This window comes from Azospirillum agricola (assembly GCF_017876095.1).
Lineage (GTDB): Bacteria > Pseudomonadota > Alphaproteobacteria > Azospirillales > Azospirillaceae > Azospirillum > Azospirillum agricola.
This window is the reverse complement of the sequence record NZ_JAGINM010000028.1, coordinates 45,632-60,166: the sequence shown is the minus strand read 5'-3', so window position 1 is coordinate 60,166 and position 14,535 is coordinate 45,632. Positions and strand designations below refer to the sequence as shown.

11 protein-coding genes are annotated in these 14,535 nt (G+C 67.2%); 3 read left to right on the top strand and 8 right to left on the bottom strand.

What is annotated here, in order from left to right; all coding sequences use genetic code 11:
* Positions 1-483: 483 nt before the first annotated feature.
* The 5 genes from J2847_RS29505 to J2847_RS29485 all read right to left on the bottom strand — a co-directional run bounded on the left by J2847_RS29505 (position 484) and on the right by J2847_RS29485 (position 6,203).
* On the bottom strand, positions 484-984 hold the full coding sequence (locus J2847_RS29505; protein ID WP_209782315.1) for a hypothetical protein: 501 nt from the start codon (positions 982-984) through the stop codon (positions 484-486).
* Between the two features lie 159 nt (positions 985-1,143).
* The gene (locus J2847_RS29500; protein WP_209782314.1) at positions 1,144-1,641 is read right to left on the bottom strand and encodes a DUF2946 family protein; all 498 of its coding nucleotides are present in this window, start codon (positions 1,639-1,641) and stop codon (positions 1,144-1,146) included.
* A gap of 247 nt (positions 1,642-1,888) precedes the next feature.
* Positions 1,889-3,304 carry a PepSY-associated TM helix domain-containing protein gene (locus J2847_RS29495; protein WP_209782313.1) on the bottom strand — a complete coding sequence of 472 codons (1,416 nt, stop codon included), beginning with the start codon at positions 3,302-3,304 and terminating at the stop codon, positions 1,889-1,891.
* A gap of 40 nt (positions 3,305-3,344) precedes the next feature.
* On the bottom strand, positions 3,345-5,417 hold the full coding sequence (locus J2847_RS29490) for a TonB-dependent receptor family protein (protein ID WP_209782312.1): 2,073 nt from the start codon (positions 5,415-5,417) through the stop codon (positions 3,345-3,347).
* A 372-nt stretch (positions 5,418-5,789) separates the two neighbouring features.
* Entirely contained in the window at positions 5,790-6,203 is a 414-nt protein-coding gene (locus J2847_RS29485) for a DUF2946 family protein (protein ID WP_209782311.1), read from the bottom strand.
* Positions 6,204-6,437: 234 nt separating this feature from the next.
* Here J2847_RS29485 and J2847_RS29480 point away from each other — a divergent pair, with 234 nt between their 5' ends.
* The 3 genes from J2847_RS29480 to J2847_RS29470 all read left to right on the top strand — a co-directional run bounded on the left by J2847_RS29480 (position 6,438) and on the right by J2847_RS29470 (position 11,585).
* Entirely contained in the window at positions 6,438-6,860 is a 423-nt protein-coding gene (locus tag J2847_RS29480; protein WP_325169507.1) for a DUF2946 family protein, read from the top strand.
* A 336-nt stretch (positions 6,861-7,196) separates the two neighbouring features.
* Positions 7,197-9,320, top strand: coding sequence for a TonB-dependent siderophore receptor (locus tag J2847_RS29475; RefSeq protein WP_209782310.1), 2,124 nt, complete (start codon positions 7,197-7,199; stop codon positions 9,318-9,320).
* A gap of 105 nt (positions 9,321-9,425) precedes the next feature.
* Complete coding sequence (locus J2847_RS29470; RefSeq protein ID WP_209782309.1) at positions 9,426-11,585, top strand: TonB-dependent siderophore receptor; 2,160 nt, start codon at positions 9,426-9,428, stop codon at positions 11,583-11,585.
* Positions 11,586-11,630: 45 nt separating this feature from the next.
* Here the strand turns inward: J2847_RS29470 and J2847_RS29465 are convergent, their stop codons facing one another.
* The 3 genes from J2847_RS29465 to J2847_RS29455 form a co-directional block, all read right to left on the bottom strand.
* The gene (locus tag J2847_RS29465) at positions 11,631-12,779 is read right to left on the bottom strand and encodes a methanobactin export MATE transporter MbnM (protein WP_209782308.1); all 1,149 of its coding nucleotides are present in this window, start codon (positions 12,777-12,779) and stop codon (positions 11,631-11,633) included.
* Complete coding sequence (locus tag J2847_RS29460) at positions 12,776-13,663, bottom strand: MbnP family copper-binding protein (RefSeq protein WP_209782307.1); 888 nt, start codon at positions 13,661-13,663, stop codon at positions 12,776-12,778. Before J2847_RS29460 ends, J2847_RS29465 begins: the two co-directional genes overlap by 4 nt.
* 366 nt (positions 13,664-14,029) lie before the next feature.
* Complete coding sequence (locus tag J2847_RS29455; RefSeq protein ID WP_209782306.1) at positions 14,030-14,455, bottom strand: DUF2946 family protein; 426 nt, start codon at positions 14,453-14,455, stop codon at positions 14,030-14,032.
* Positions 14,456-14,535 lie beyond the last annotated feature (80 nt).

Sequence of the window (14,535 nt, the reverse complement as noted above, 5' to 3'; positions counted from 1 at the left end):
TCTTCGATAGCGTCCATTCTTGTGGTGGAAGACGAGCCATTGACGGCCATGCTCCCGCGGCGAGAACTGGAGGCCGCAGGTTACGCCGTTGTCGGACCTGCGGCTCGCGTTGCCGAAGCGCTGTCGCTGATTGCGCAGCGCCGTCCCAATGCCGCAGTGTTGGACGCAAGGCTGTTCGACGCGTTCGTGACCCCCGTTGCCGCCGCCTTGAACGCCATGGGCGTGCCATTCGTTCTATGCAGCGGTTATGGAAGCTTGGAGGGTCTGCCCCCGGCGCTCGAAGGGATCCCAATGTTGAGGAAGCCGGTGGACTCTCTGTCCTTGCAGATGGCGGTTGCCGAGCTTCTTGCACGGCCGGCTCGGGACGCAGTGAACCGCCCCGATTAATTCGGAGGTGGTCAGGGTTGAGAGCAAGCATGATGACGGTCTTCCCACCAGCGCACGGCGTGGGCGGCTGACCAGCCGCTATGTGGTCTCCGCTTCTCACATCAGCCCCTGCTGTTTGGTGCGGTCCAGCAGGTTCTTCACCGAAGAGGCCGACCACGTCGTGCCGCCACGCGGCGTGCGGAAGCGTAGGTCTTCCAGGCGCGCGGCGATGGTCCGCAGGCTGAGGTCCGGATCGGCTCCCTTGATGCCGGCGATGACCAACAGGATGTCGTCCTTGGGCGGCTTGCGCGGTGCCGGCTCGATCAATACCGGCTCGGCCAGTCCCTCCGCAACAAGGCGGCGCACCGCCCGCGACAGCCGATCGGCCGTCCAAGGCTGATCGGGCGAGCCCAACCGCCCGAGGGATTTGGCCACTTTGCTCCAGGAATTGGCCGGGCGAAGCACCCGCACCTTGGGCAGCCACGCCTCCATGCCGGCCAACAGGTCCGCCATGTACTGCCGATCGCGGATGGCGGAGAGTTGGGCGATGGCCTCCGGATCGCGCCGCTTGAGCGCCGGGTTCCCGCCCACCCGGCCGCGGGCCTTGGCGGCTCGCAAGCCAGCGCAGAGGTCCAAGTGCGCAACAGCGCGCGGCACGGGCAAGGCCGGCGATGACCGCCTTGGGCACGCGTCGCTGGCCGGCGTCGGGAGGCCGGGACGTGCGGAGAGGGCGTGGTGTTCCGAACCGGGACCGGGCGGCGCAACGGCGCCGGTCGATCAAGCCTGCGCGTTGGTGGGAGGAGCGCGCGGCTTGCTGCCGGCGAGAAACTGGCGCAGCGGCTCGATTCCCGGCCGGTCCGCGACCACCAACGCCCGATAACGGACCGGAAGGCACAGCCCGATTCCGGCGTTTGCCGGCGTTCCATGGGTGTTCAGCGCGAGGCAGAACGCGCACAGCTCTTCATGCTGGTGCCCACGGACGGGCGCCTGCTCGTCCGATGCCGGTGCGCAACCGCCGGCGTGGGGTTGAACCGCCTCCTGGCCCAGCAGAACGCTCTGGAGCGCGAGCGCGATTTCGGCCTTCTGCCGGGCGGCGTCGCGCGCCGCCATGGCGAAATCCGGAACAAGGGTCTGGACCAGGATCGCCAGCACCGCGAGCCACGCGGCCACCACCCGCGCGCCCCGCCTCCGCCCGCTCACGGTTTCCCCGCCGGAAAGACCGTAAACAGCGGCTTTCCCGGAATGGAGAACGCGAAGGGGGCAGAAATCCGTCATGGCGCGGAAACGTCCGGACGCGGTGGGACAGGCTGCCGGACCGATCGACCGATGCTCTTCATGAAGCATCCATAGGTTGTCTAACCGCTCTGACTCTAAGCGATTGCCAGGGCGTTGTCGAGGTGCCGCCCATGGATTTGCACGTCACGAACGGCATGATCTGAATCTGGAACGGACAGGAAAACACGCAATGTGGACGCGCGGGACCGTGGCGTGATCCCGTTCCATCGGCGACACCGGTCCCCGATCAGCCGGCTTGCACACGCGGCGTCCGGCTCAACAGTCCGTCGAGCAGCAGCATCACGACCAGGGACGCGCCGACCAGCGGAAAGATCATCCCTCCGATGGCCAGAATGACGATCAGGCCGCGCAGCACCGCCCGGTCCCTGGGCAGCGGCGGCACGCCCAGCGACCCATTCGGCCGCCGCTTCCACCACATGACCGCGGCCGAGACCGACATCAGGACGATCGCCACGCAGACGGCGAGCATGACCAGCTGGTTGGCAAGCCCAAACTCCTGCCCCATGTGCACGTTGATGCCCCATTCCAGCGATTTGCCGAGCGGGCCGTAATCCGCGTAGCTCATGTCGATCAGCGGCTTGCCGCTGTACTGGTCGAGATGGACGACGCGCTGCCGGGAGAGATCGTCCGGATAGACGCTGGCCGTGTAGACCCCGGTCGGTCCGCCGGGCGGGTTGACGGCATACCCTTTTGCCAAACCAAGCCGATCGAAGAGGCCGATGGCCGTGTCGAGGGTGATCGCCCCGGCGGCGGTTCCGCTCCCTTCGCCATGCGCCGCCCCTCCGGGCCCGGAGGTTTCGTGCCCGGCATGGCCCGACGATTGCGGAACCTGCGCCTGCTCGAGCGACCAGGAGGTCGGGCCGGTTTGGCTCAGACGCTGGTCCGACATCGGCACGCCGACATAGACGCCAGCCGGATAGCCGTAATTCGCGCCGTTCGCCCATTCGTTGACATAGCTGCCCCAGAAGACCGACCAGGGCATGCCCGTCACCGCCAGGAAGACGATGAAGAAACCGGCGACGATGCCGGCCACGGCGTGGAGGTCCCGCCAGAACACGCGCTGCCGGGGCTTTCCGCGCACGGAAACGACACCGCCCGCCGCCCGCCCTCGGCGGGGCCACCAGAGATACACCCCGGTCCCAACCAGCAGGATGGTCCAGCCGCCGACGATCTCGATCACCCCGTTGGCGACCGGCCCGAAGTAGGACAGGCTGTGCAACTGGCGGACGACCCCGATGACGGTGCCCTTGTCGGGAAGCTCGCCGAGCACCCGCCCGTCAAAGGGATCGACGAACACGGAGATTCTCTCCCCGGTCGGGGTCTTGATCCCGACCTCGGCCGAGGCCGTCGGGTCGGCCGGCCTCACGTATTTGGTCACGGTACCGGGTCGCACGACCAACGCCGCGTCGACCAGCGCGCTCGGCGCCCGTGGTGCGGATGCCTGGACCGCGACCCTCTTCACGTCCCTATGCACGAGTCCATCGATCTCGTCGCGGAACAGGTAGAGCGCTCCCGTCACGGCCAACAGGATCAGGAAGGGCAAGGCGACCAGCCCCGCGTAGAAGTGCCAGCGCCAGACCGCCCGGTACAGATCCGAGGAGCGGCTTGCGCCCTCACCGGAGGACAACGTCACATCCGCCATGGTGTGATCCTCATGCTGCTGATCCCCCATTCCTTTGCGTTCACCACGTGAACCGCATGCCGGCGTGGACGGCGCGGCCATAGCCCGGGTTGAACAGGGCCGAGGCGGCGGTGGCGGTCTCGGCGGTGATGGTGGACGAGATGTAGCGCTTGTCCAGCAGGTTCCGACCTTCCAGATAGCCGGAGACGCCCGACCCCTGGTCGAAGCCGATCTTGAGGTTCAGCAGGCTGTACGGATCGGCCTTGAGGGTGTTGGCGTTGTCGGCGTGGAAGGCCTTCGGCATCCAGTCGACGCTCGGCCCCGCGTAGAAGCCGCTCGGGTGCTTGTAGAGCAGTTCGGCGCGGACCGAGTGCGGCGGCACGCCGGGCAGGCTGTTGCCGTGGTAGGTCGCGCCGTCGAAGAAGAAGTCGCTGTAGGTGTAGGTGAGGTTGAGCCAAGTGCGGTCGTCCTGGGCGGCGAGCGCCTTGAGGACGGCGACGCCGAGCCCCAGCTCGACGCCCTGATGCACGGTCTTGTCGGCGTTCCGGACGCTGCAGGTGCTGTAGGGCGAGGTCGCGACGCATTGCAGTTCGTTGCGGATGTTCGACCGGTAAAGCGCGAGGTCCCAGGTGACGTCCGGCCTGCGGCCCCGCGTGCCGATCTCGTAGGTGGTCGCGGTCTGGGCGTTGACGGCCGAGCTGGCCGGCGTCGCGAAGCTGTTCGAATCGAAGGTCGGCACCTCGGCGCTGCGCGAGACGTTGGCGAACAGCTGCCAGTTCGGATCGACGTCCCACAGCACCCCGACCTTGGGGCTCCAGAGATCGTAGGTGCGGCGGCCGGACTGGTCGCCGTCGCTCAGGAACCGGTCGGTCCGGTCCCGCACCGCGTGCAGGAACTGCACGCCGGCGATGACGGCGACCTCCGGCACGACGAAGAAGGAGTTCTCCGCATAGGCCGAGTAGTTCTCGGCCTTGTCCCGCGTCGAGAAGACCAGCGCGCCCTTCACGGCACCGCCGGGGTTGTTGAACTCCTCATAGTCCATTGTGCCGTTCAGGACGTTCGCGCCGACGACGAGACGGTTGCGGAAGCCGGCCAGGGTCCGGTCGTCGGTCGCGCTGACGAAACCGCCATAATCGTTCACGGTGTAGTCGAGGTACCGGTAGATCGGGTGATCGACGTGGCGGCGGTGGTTGAAGACGCCGAACTCCACGTCGGTGTCGTCGAAGCGCAGCGTGGTCTTGTTGGCGAGGCGGATGGAATCGATGTTGCGCTGCTGGTCCTGGCGGACGAACTCGGAGTCGGCCGATGTCGGCGCGTTCAGCGCCGCGCTCTTGGTCAGTTCGCCGGGCAGACGCTGGCGCCACGAATTCGCGTTCAGATAGAAACGCGTTTCGGCGTCCGGCGAGAAGCGGTAGCCCAGGTTCACGCTGCCGCGCTCCATGTGCCCGTCGCTGTGATCGCGATACCCATCCTCGCGTTGCGCCGAGACGTTGGCGAAATAGTCGAAGGCCCCGGACGTGCCACCCGTGCTCGCCTGCCCCTTCAGGAAGCCGAAGCTCCCCGTGTCGAGGCGCCCGTCGAACCGGGAGGCGTCATGGCCGGTCGGCGTGACGAAATTGACCGCGCCGCCCAGCGCGTTGGCGCCGTAGCGCAACGCGTTGGCGCCCTTGTAGACCTCGACGTAGCGGTAGGCGCCCGGGTCGATCTCGAACACGTCGAACAGGCCGTCGGAGGTGTTGATGGGGATGCCGTCCATGTACAGGTTGACGCCGCGATTGCCGTAGTTGCGCGTGAGCCCGGAACCGCGGATCGAGACCCGGTTGTCGATGTTCGATTTGGGCTGCGTCACGACGCCCGGCACCCAGCCGAGGACGTCGCGGATGGTGTTCGCGGTGCCGTTCTTGAAGGCCGTGTCGGGCACGAGTTCGACGCCGCCGGGCGTGCGCTGGATCCGCTGCTCCGCTTCGTCCGTCGTCGGCACGGTGAGCGACGGGGTGGATGTGCCGGTCACCGTGACGGGCGGCAGTTGCGTGGGGGAAATGGCATCCTGGGCGAACGCCAGCGGTGCGGCGCTCGCCATCAGCGCGACCATCAGGGCCGGACGGGGCATGGTTCGTAGAGGCAGGCTGGACATCAGGTTTCTCCGGAGTCGCGCGGGAGAGCCTTCGGCTCTGCCCTGCGGCGTTCACGCGTTTCGGGTTTTTCGAGGGGGAAGCGCGTCGGGGGACGAGGCGAAGGGTCAGCGCAACGCGGTCGCGCGGCCGATGTGGCGGGCCAGAGCATCGGCCAGCTCCAACCGCTCGGGCACGGTCAGGAAGGAGCCGATCTTTGGTCGTGGCGGGTCAAAGCTGAGGCGTGGACCGCCGCCCCGGCGGACTGGATGACGGGGACGAACACGGGCGTGGCAGCCGCCTCCCCGAAGAGAGCATCGGGCATGCCGGGACTCCGGTCGATCGATCAGGGCGAGGCGACGGCGGGCACGAGGCTCGCTGTCGCCGTGGACGGATCAACCGGCTACCGGCGGCGCACGGGCTTGAAGGGAGGACAGGAACCAGCCGGCGGCGACGCGGCGTCCGGGCAAGGCTTCGGGGCCGTGCCGCTCAAAATCGACCGCCGCCGCGAGGGTGGTGAGCGGCGGCATCGCCAAGCCGCCGACCAGAGGGCACAATGGACAGAAACCATCGGCCGCCGCCGCTTCGGGAGCACCGGCGTCCGGGACGGCCGATGTCCCAAGATCGCCAAGCACCACGGTCTTGAGACCCGTCGGCGTGCAGATCACGATCCGGTTCGTATCGGCGCTGGCAGCCGAGATCCAGGCGGGCATCCAGGCCCAGGAGACGAGCTGGAACAGCAATGCGATCGCGCCGGCCAAACAGCCGGCCCGCCACACCCGTCGCCTCCCGTTTCGGTCCAGAATCATCCCGCTCCGCCGACCGCAAGACCGTGTTGGACACACGGCGCCGAGGCACCATAGCCGAAGCGTGGCGCTTGAGACGAGCGCATTCTATGGAGTCGCTGGGGCGATTCCAGCCTCCCGGAACGCTCGGGTCCGTCCTATACCCATCGGCGGAGTAATGCCTTGCCCAGTTCCAGCTTCCATGCCATCACTTGGCCGCCGTCCTTTTGACGGCGTTGCCAATGAGCGACCGGGCCAGTGATTCTCCCCCGCACCTTCATCGACCGCATTCGTTGCGCCGGCCTTTTGGCCGGACTGCTGGCGTTTGTCGTCCAAATGATGGTGTGGAGCGCCACCATGCCGGCCATGGCGCTGGCTGAGGCCCCGGGTGGAACGGAGACGATCGCCATCTGCTCCGCCGATGGCGTCAAGATGATCACCATCGGTTCCGACGGGCAGCCGGACTCCGGTGACTATGGTTCGAACACCACCGGCGCCGCCAAGGATCACTGCCCGCTCTGCCCGACCATGACCGGCGCGGGACTTCCGCCTCTGGCGTCGATGGTTGTTCCTTCCCAGGGCATGGTGGCGGCCGACGCATGCGCCCTGCCCGGTGACGTGATCGCGGCCGGCTGGTTCCTGTCCAGCCTTCAGGCGCGCGCTCCGCCCGCCATCGGCTGAGCCGGCGCTCCTTCCCTTTTCCGTCCGCACCCCGACCGACGCTTCCGACGCATGGCCCGTAACGCCACGGCTGCGGATGCCGCCGCTCCCATGCGCGACGGAGTGAATGCCCCGGCATCTCTCCCGCGGTCGCCTGCGGTCCGTTCGAGCAAACCAAGCCTCCTCCGTGCCGGGGATCCGCCACCACGCGGACTCAACACAAACGGAAAGGATGGCGCGGCCGCCCCCTTCGTCATTCTCCCGCGCTTCCGGATGCGTGCGGGCCGCCCATCCGCGCGATGACGGCCCGGAGCTTCGATCACGGGCACCCTCCTTTGTGAAAAGGCACTCTTTCTCATGAAGTTCTCTCACGGACAGGCCGCGCTGCTGCTGGCCGGCACGGCGCTTTGGACGGGCACCGTCGCAGCGCAGAACGCCGTGCAACTGGAAGCGATCACGCTTTATGGAAGCGATGACGGGGCTGTCATCGATGGCTACCGGGCCGTCACCGCGACCAGCGCAACCAAAACGGAAACGCCGCTGAAGGAGACGCCGCAGTCGGTCGTGATCGTGACGCCGCAGATGCTGGGCGATCAGGGCGTGACCAGCATCGCCGAGGCGCTGAAGAACGTCAGCGGCGCGCAAGGCTCCGCGCTCCTGCAAACCCCAGCCTACGAATCGACCATCCTGCGCGGCTTTCAGGCGGAGATCTATCGCGACGGCCTCACCAGCTACCTCAACACCGGCGATCCCAACGCGATGGCCGGCGTCGAGCGGATCGAGGTGCTGAAAGGCCCGAACGCGATTCTTTACGGCGGCGGCGTCGGCACGCCCCTGGGCGGTGTGGTCAACATCGTCACCAGGAAACCCCAGGATCGTGATTTCACAACCCTCGGCCTGACCTATGGCAGCAACGGCTACACCGAGCCGTCCTTCGACATCAACCGCCGCCTGACCGGAGACGGCACGGTCCTGTTCCGCATGAACGGCAGCTACGTGCGGTCGGGTTCCGATGTGGACGGAATCAAGACCAAACGATACTCCCTCAGCCCGTCGCTGACCTTCGGCCATGGAACGGACACCCGGCTGACGGTCGATGGCTATGTCTCCAAATGGAAGCAACAGGAGTATCAGGCGCTTCCCGCCTGGGGGACCGTGGCGGGGGATTTCCGTCTGTCGCGCGATCTCTACATCGGCGACCCGGACATTCCGGACAGCCACACCAGCACCCGCAAGGTGACGGTGACGCTGGATCATGACTTCAACGACAACTGGTCCAGCAAGACGCAGCTTCGTTACGGCAAGAACGAGGTGAGTCAGACGACCCAGATCATCATCAGCAACGCTCCCGACGCCGGGGCCAGTTCGTGGAATCTGTACAATTCCTTCGTCCCCGCCAAGCAGACCGAGTTCAGCCTTTCGTCCTCGATCGAGGGACGCCTGACCACCGGGGCGATGGAGCACCGGCTGCTGTTCGGCGCGGATTACTCGCGCATCGACGACTGGTCGCTCATGTACATGGACATGATGCCGGTGGGCACGGTGGATCTGCTGAATCCCTCGGCTTGGCCGTCCTGGTCCATGCCCCAGGGCTTGGCCATGACCGACGGCGACGCCACCTACAAGACGGCGGGCGGCTTCGTGCAGGTACAATCCACGCTCGGGAAGCTCCACCTTCTGGGCGGTGTGCGGCTGGCCCATCTCGGGATGGAGTCGGTGTCCATCAATTACGCGCGCACCGACACGATCAGCGAGACGCGGATCCTGCCCCGCATCGGTGCCGTCTATGACCTGACCGACCAGATCTCGGCGTTCGCGAGCTATTCCGAGGGAATGAAGGCCAACCCCTTTACCTTCTACTCCGGCAGCCCCAAGCCCGAATACTCCCGCCAAGCCGAGGCCGGGGTCAAGTTCGACAGCGGGGCGGGGCTTTCGGGCAGCCTCGCCGCCTTCCGGATCGAACGGGAGAACGTTCCGGTCACCAACCCTGCCGATCCCTTCATGCTGACCAGTATTCCCGAAGGGCAGCAGATGTCGAAAGGCTTCGAGGCCGATGTGGTCTGGCAGCCGGGAGGCCCCTGGAAGCTGATCGCGAACTACGCCTACACCCATGCCGAACTGACCGCCGACATTCCCAACGGCGCGCCTGCGGGATCGACGCTGCCGGGGGTTCCCCGCCATTCGGGCGGGCTGTGGCTGGACTACGACACCCGCGAAGCAGGCGGTGAGGGCTGGCGCGTGGGCGGCGGGATCCACGCGGTGTCCTCCGCCAACATCGATCAGATGAACCTCTACAAGACCGCCGGCTACGCCACGATCGACCTGTCTGCCAGCTACACCCACGAGATCGCTTCGGTCGCGCTCTCCATCAAGAACCTGACCGACCGCGATTACTTCACGCCGTACTACCGATATCTCGACGGACGCGCGGCGCGCGGCGAGGGACGGAAAGTCCTTCTCAACGTCAGCAAGACCTTCTGAGGAAGCGGCAAACAGCGGGCGGCGGTCTCGACGGCTGTCACGTCCGGGGCCGTGCGCGACATGCGCTTTCCATTCATCGCCATTGAACATTTGGATTTTTCCGACATGCGACACGCTCATCGTTCCCCTGCCGCCTTACGCCGTGTCCTGTTCACCGGCGCCTCCCTGGCGGCCCTGCTGATCGCCGCCCACGCGCAGGCCGCCGACGCCCCGGTAACGCTGCCGAAGATTGCCGTTACCGGCGAGGCGGTCAGCGCCGAAACCGAAGGCACCGGGTCCTACACGAGCCCGGCGGCGACCCTGTTCGGCAAGTTGCCGGTGTCGGTCAAGGAGATTCCCGGTTCCGTGTCCGTCATCACCCGGCAGGTGATGGACGACTGGAACATGGTCACGCTCCAGGACGCCCTGTCCCAGGCCACCGGCGTCACCGCGATCCCCAACGACGGCACCCAGGCCCAGTACAACAGCCGCTCCTACGGCATGAACGTCATGTTCAACGGCATCCCGTCCTACAACGCGCTCAGCGGATCGCAGCAGTTCGATCTGTCGGTCTATGACCGCGTCGAAGTCCTGCGCGGCACCGCGGGCATGCTGACCGGAACGGATCCCAACCCCGGCGGCACCGTCAACCTCGTCACCAAGCGGGCACGGAAGACGTTCGGCGCCAGCGCGACCGCCTCCTACGGTTCCTGGAACAACACGCGCGGCGTCGCCGACGTAACCGGCCCGCTCACCGCCGACGGATCGCTCCGGGCCCGTGCCGTCGTCTCCAGCCAGCACAACAACTATTTCTACGACCACGCCAGCGGCGACCGGAAGCTGGCCTATGGCACGCTGGAGTACGACGTCACCCCGGACACCACCCTGTCCGTCACCGCGGTCGTTCAGCGGGATCGCGCGTCGCCCTTCTACGGCATCCCCGTCTACAGCAACCTGGTCATCCCGAACACCCCCCGCTCCTTCAACCCGGTCGCCCCCTGGGCGAAGAATGTCACCGACACCTATGAACAGGACATCGGGCTGGAGCACCGGTTCGACAACGGCTGGGTGGCCAAGGCCCAGGCCCGCTGGTGGGAGCGCAAGTTCCGCTTCAACGACGGCTACGCGTCGTCGGCGATCAACCCGGCGACCGACACGATCAGCTATTCGAAGCGCGACACCACCTACAACTACGTCCGCCAGAACCTGGACGTGTTCCTCGGTGGTCCCTTCACGCTGTTCGGCCAGACCCACAACGCGGTGGTCGGCTACAATCGCGAGCGCTACCTGTCCAACAACGCCGGCGGCTCCTCCCCGGTGCTGACCAACATCCCACTCTTCGGGATCGAAAACTCCCGGGCCTGGGAGGAGCCGGTCATCCCCGCGACCAGCGGCGGCAAGAGCGAGACCTTCCAGGAAGGCGGTTACGCGCAGTTGCGGCTGAAGGTCGCCGATCCGGTGACCCTCGTCGGCGGCGGGCGCCTCGCCTACTTCACGACCAAAAGCCGCAACGCTCCACCCTCCAGACCCACCAACTGGACCGACGGCGCCCGCCGCCACGGCGAGTTCGTGCCCTATGGCGGCGTCATCGTCGACGCGACCAAGGAGGTCGCGCTGTATGCCAGCGTCGCCCAGATCTTCATCCCGCAGACCACCACCGATTACACCGGCAAGACGCTGGATCCGCGCTACGGCACCCAGTACGAGACAGGCGTGAAAGGGTCCTTCCTCGACGGGCGGCTGAACGCGTCGCTCGCCGTCTTCCAGATCGAGGACACGAACCGCGCCTATGCGGACTCCGCGCATCCCGGCTATTATCTGCAATTGGGCGAGGTCCGCTCACGCGGCGTCGACGCGGAGGTCACGGGGAGCCCGCTGCCCGGCGTCGAACTCACCGCCGGTTACAGCTATCTGTTCAACACCTACGTGAAGGACGCGACCAGCCAGGGCGTGAACTTCAGCAACTGGTTCCCCAAGCACAGCGTCAAGCTGCTCGCCATGCACCGCATCCAGGAGGGGCCGCTGGAGGGCTTCAACTACGGCGCCGGCGTCACCGCCGTCACCCGCACCGGGGGGAACGGCAGCAACGCTTCCCTTGTGCAGGACGCCTACGCCCTGGTGAACGCCCAGGTCGGCTACACGTTCAGCGAAAACCTGTCGGTATCGCTCACCGGCAACAACCTGTTCGACGAGAAATACTTCGCCGCCCTTGGACGGTCCAGCAACACCTACAACACCTACGGCACGCCGCGAAACGTCATGCTGGCGCTGACCGCGAAGATGTGACCCGTTTCGGTGACCCGGCCACCCTGAAAGGTGGCCGGGTCATTCTCACCGTTCCGCCTGCCAGGGGTCGGACCAGCGTGGATCGGTCAGCAGCGTCTCGTCCGTCAGGGTCCCCAGGAAGGCCAGCAGGTCGCGCTTCTCCTGGGGCGTCAGCCCGATCCGGGCGATCAGGCCGCTTTTGTGCGGGTTGAGGCGCCCATCGCCCTTCAAGGCCCCTGATCGGATGGCCCGGCCGCCATCCGAATAGGCATCGATCACCGCGGCCAGGGTGGCGATGCTGCCGTCGTGCATGTAGGGGCCGGTCACCGCCACGTTGCGCAGGCTGGGCGCGCGGAAGGCTCCCATATCCTCCGGCCGGGCCGTGAATTCGAACAGGCCGCGGTTGGGAAAGGGATAGGCCCCGGCGCCGTCGAGGTTGTAGAGGCCGGTGTTGTGGAAGAGCGTCTCCACCTCGCGGGTCCGGGCGTGGACGACCTGGTCGTTGAAGTTGAAGCTGCCATGGCAATGGTGGCACTCGGCCCGCTCCCCGAAGAACAGGTTCATGCCCCGCGTCTCCGGATCGCTCAAGGCCGCCTTGCCTTGCAGGTAGCGGTCGTAACGGCTGTCGACCGAGACGATGCTCCGCTGGAAGGCCGCGACGGCCTTGATGACCGTCGCCATGGTCAGCGGCTCCGCCGCTTCCGGGAAGGACTGGCGGAACAGGGGCGGATAGACGGGGTCGAGGCGCAGCCGCTCCAGGATCTCCGCCCGGTTGGCGTCGGTCACCCCCATTTCGATGGGGTCGTCGCCGAACAGCGGGACCTCCATCTGCCGTTCCAGCGACACCAGCGCCGGATTGGCCCAGGTGTAGGTCGCGTTCCAGGCGCCGTTCGCCAACGCCTGGGGGTTCCGATGGGTGAGCGCGCCGGTGGAGCCCGGCGCCAGCGCCCGTCCGTCGGTGAAGGCCCGCGCCTGGAGGTGGCACGAGGCGCAGGCGATGGTTCCGTTGCCCGACAGGCGGGTGTCGTAGAACAGCCGACGGCCCAGTTCGACCTTCGCCGCGGACATCGGGTTGTCGGCGGGCACGCGCGGTTCCGGCACGTGGTTCGGCAGCGACCACGCCCAGTCCGCCGCCATGGCGGGCAGCCCCGTCCCAAACCCGAGGAGCGCGGCCAGGGACAGGACGCCCCAGAACGCGACAGCCCGACCGTTCATGGCTTGGCGACCACGGTGAAGGCCGGGGAGGAACCGGGGGTCACCGGCCGGCCGTCGTCGAGAGACAGGCCGAGCCGCCGGAACACCGGGCCGCATTCCGGATCGGTCGGGCCGCTCATGCAGCCGACCGCGCCGCCCCGGTCACGCTCCAGCGCGCTGCCCTCGAACAGCGACGACAGGTCGAGCGCCACGGCCTGGGTCGCCGGATCGAAGGCGGCGACGGTCACCGGCAGCCGGTTGGGCCGCGTGCAGGACACGCTTTCCCCGTTCGCCGGGTTGCCGGTGCAGCCGGTGGAACCGAGATGGAGGTACCAGGTGCGGGCCTTCGACGTGTCGAGCTTGGCGAGTCCGCCGACGGGATCGATCTCCACCTTCATGAGCTTGCGGCCGGCCTGCCAGCTCCAGCCCATGGCGGCAATGTCCAGCGGGGCCGGCGCCTTCTCCGTGCTGCTGTGGTTCAGGGCGGGCGGAACGCCGACGGTGAAGGCAAGCCCGGCGTAGCGGCCTGCCGGCACGGTCCCCGTCACCATGGCGTTGGTCGCCCGCGTGCCCCCGGCGCAGCCGCCCGATCCATCCTCGAAGTCGAGCAGGGCAACCGCCGCCGTCTGCCACTCGTTCGGTGCCAGCGTCAGCGGGACCGCCGTTCCCGCCGTGTCGATCAGCGCCACGTCCTGCACGTAGAAGCGCGCGTCGTGCAGGACCGCCGGGATGCCGCCCGCGCCCAACGGCCCGAGCGGTGCGCCGCAGCGCGCCGGCTTCCCATTGGCGGTCAGGGTGAAAGCCACCGTGACCGCTTGGGCTTCCGGCGCCGGCGTGGCGGTGGAACAGGCCGCAAGGCCGCAGACCGCGGCGAGGCCAGCCAGAAGGGCACGCTGGATCAGCATCGGGGAACTCCTTGTCTCAGGTCGGGGGTTGGGATGGTTGCAGAGGGTGCGACCCGCTCAGAAAAGCCGGGCGCGACGATGCAAGGCGCGCGCAGGCGCACAGAGCGTGTGGTCACGAAACGAAAGCTCTTCAGATCAAGCGGTTTGGCAGGAATACGGCACGCGCTCCCGGCCTGCGGGCGGCAACACCCGGCGGCGGCACGGCGCTGATGGCAATTGGGATGCGTCCCATCAAGCCAGCCTCAGGCGCTCCGCCCAGCCGGCTGTGCGTCCCCACGGCGCGCTCACCCTATGAGCATGGGGGTTGCCGGGCGGGCTCGAACGGGTCCGGTGGCGGATGGACGGCAGGCGATCACAGCGAACGCATCACCCCAGAGACGGGGGAGCCCTGGCCTGAAGGGTGGCGAGGAACCAGCCGGTGGCGATCTGGCTGCCCGGCAACGCCATCGGCCCATGACGCTTGACGTCCGACGGCATGACGCTCCACTGGGCGGAAGCCAAGCCCAGTCCGCCAACCAATGGACACAGCGGGCAGTGGCCTTCCGCCTTTCCATCGGGCGACTTCTCCGCCGGTGGCTGCGCCGGATCCGACGCCAGACCATGGGCATCCAGAAGCACGGACTTCATGCCCTCGGGCGTACAAATGGCTGTAAGTTCAGCGACACCGGCCTGGGCGGAGGCGTTCCAGGCCGGCATCCAAGCCCAGGCAAAAAGCTGCACGACCAGCGCGACAGCCGCGGCCAACAGGCCGTGCCTTGCGAATCGATGCCGTTTGTCCGGGATTGCGGCCATGCCGGGTTGGAACTCGCGTGGGTCGATAGAGACTCAAATTGTCCTGGAGTAATAGCACAGCATTTGTGGGTATGACGAGG

Excerpts from the sequence above, each read along its gene's own strand:
- J2847_RS29470 (WP_209782309.1), top strand. The coding sequence starts at position 9,426 with ATGCGACACGCTCATCGTTCCCCTGCCGCCTTACGCCGTGTCCTGTTC.
- J2847_RS29500 (WP_209782314.1), bottom strand. The coding sequence starts at position 1,641 with ATGACGGATTTCTGCCCCCTTCGCGTTCTCCATTCCGGGAAAGCCGCT.
- J2847_RS29460 (WP_209782307.1), bottom strand. The coding sequence starts at position 13,663 with ATGCTGATCCAGCGTGCCCTTCTGGCTGGCCTCGCCGCGGTCTGCGGC.
- J2847_RS29485 (WP_209782311.1), bottom strand. The coding sequence starts at position 6,203 with ATGATTCTGGACCGAAACGGGAGGCGACGGGTGTGGCGGGCCGGCTGT.
- J2847_RS29495 (WP_209782313.1), bottom strand. The coding sequence starts at position 3,304 with ATGGCGGATGTGACGTTGTCCTCCGGTGAGGGCGCAAGCCGCTCCTCG.
- J2847_RS29475 (WP_209782310.1), top strand. The coding sequence starts at position 7,197 with ATGAAGTTCTCTCACGGACAGGCCGCGCTGCTGCTGGCCGGCACGGCG.
- J2847_RS29455 (WP_209782306.1), bottom strand. The coding sequence starts at position 14,455 with ATGGCCGCAATCCCGGACAAACGGCATCGATTCGCAAGGCACGGCCTG.
- J2847_RS29465 (WP_209782308.1), bottom strand. The coding sequence starts at position 12,779 with ATGAACGGTCGGGCTGTCGCGTTCTGGGGCGTCCTGTCCCTGGCCGCG.
- J2847_RS29490 (WP_209782312.1), bottom strand. The coding sequence starts at position 5,417 with ATGTCCAGCCTGCCTCTACGAACCATGCCCCGTCCGGCCCTGATGGTC.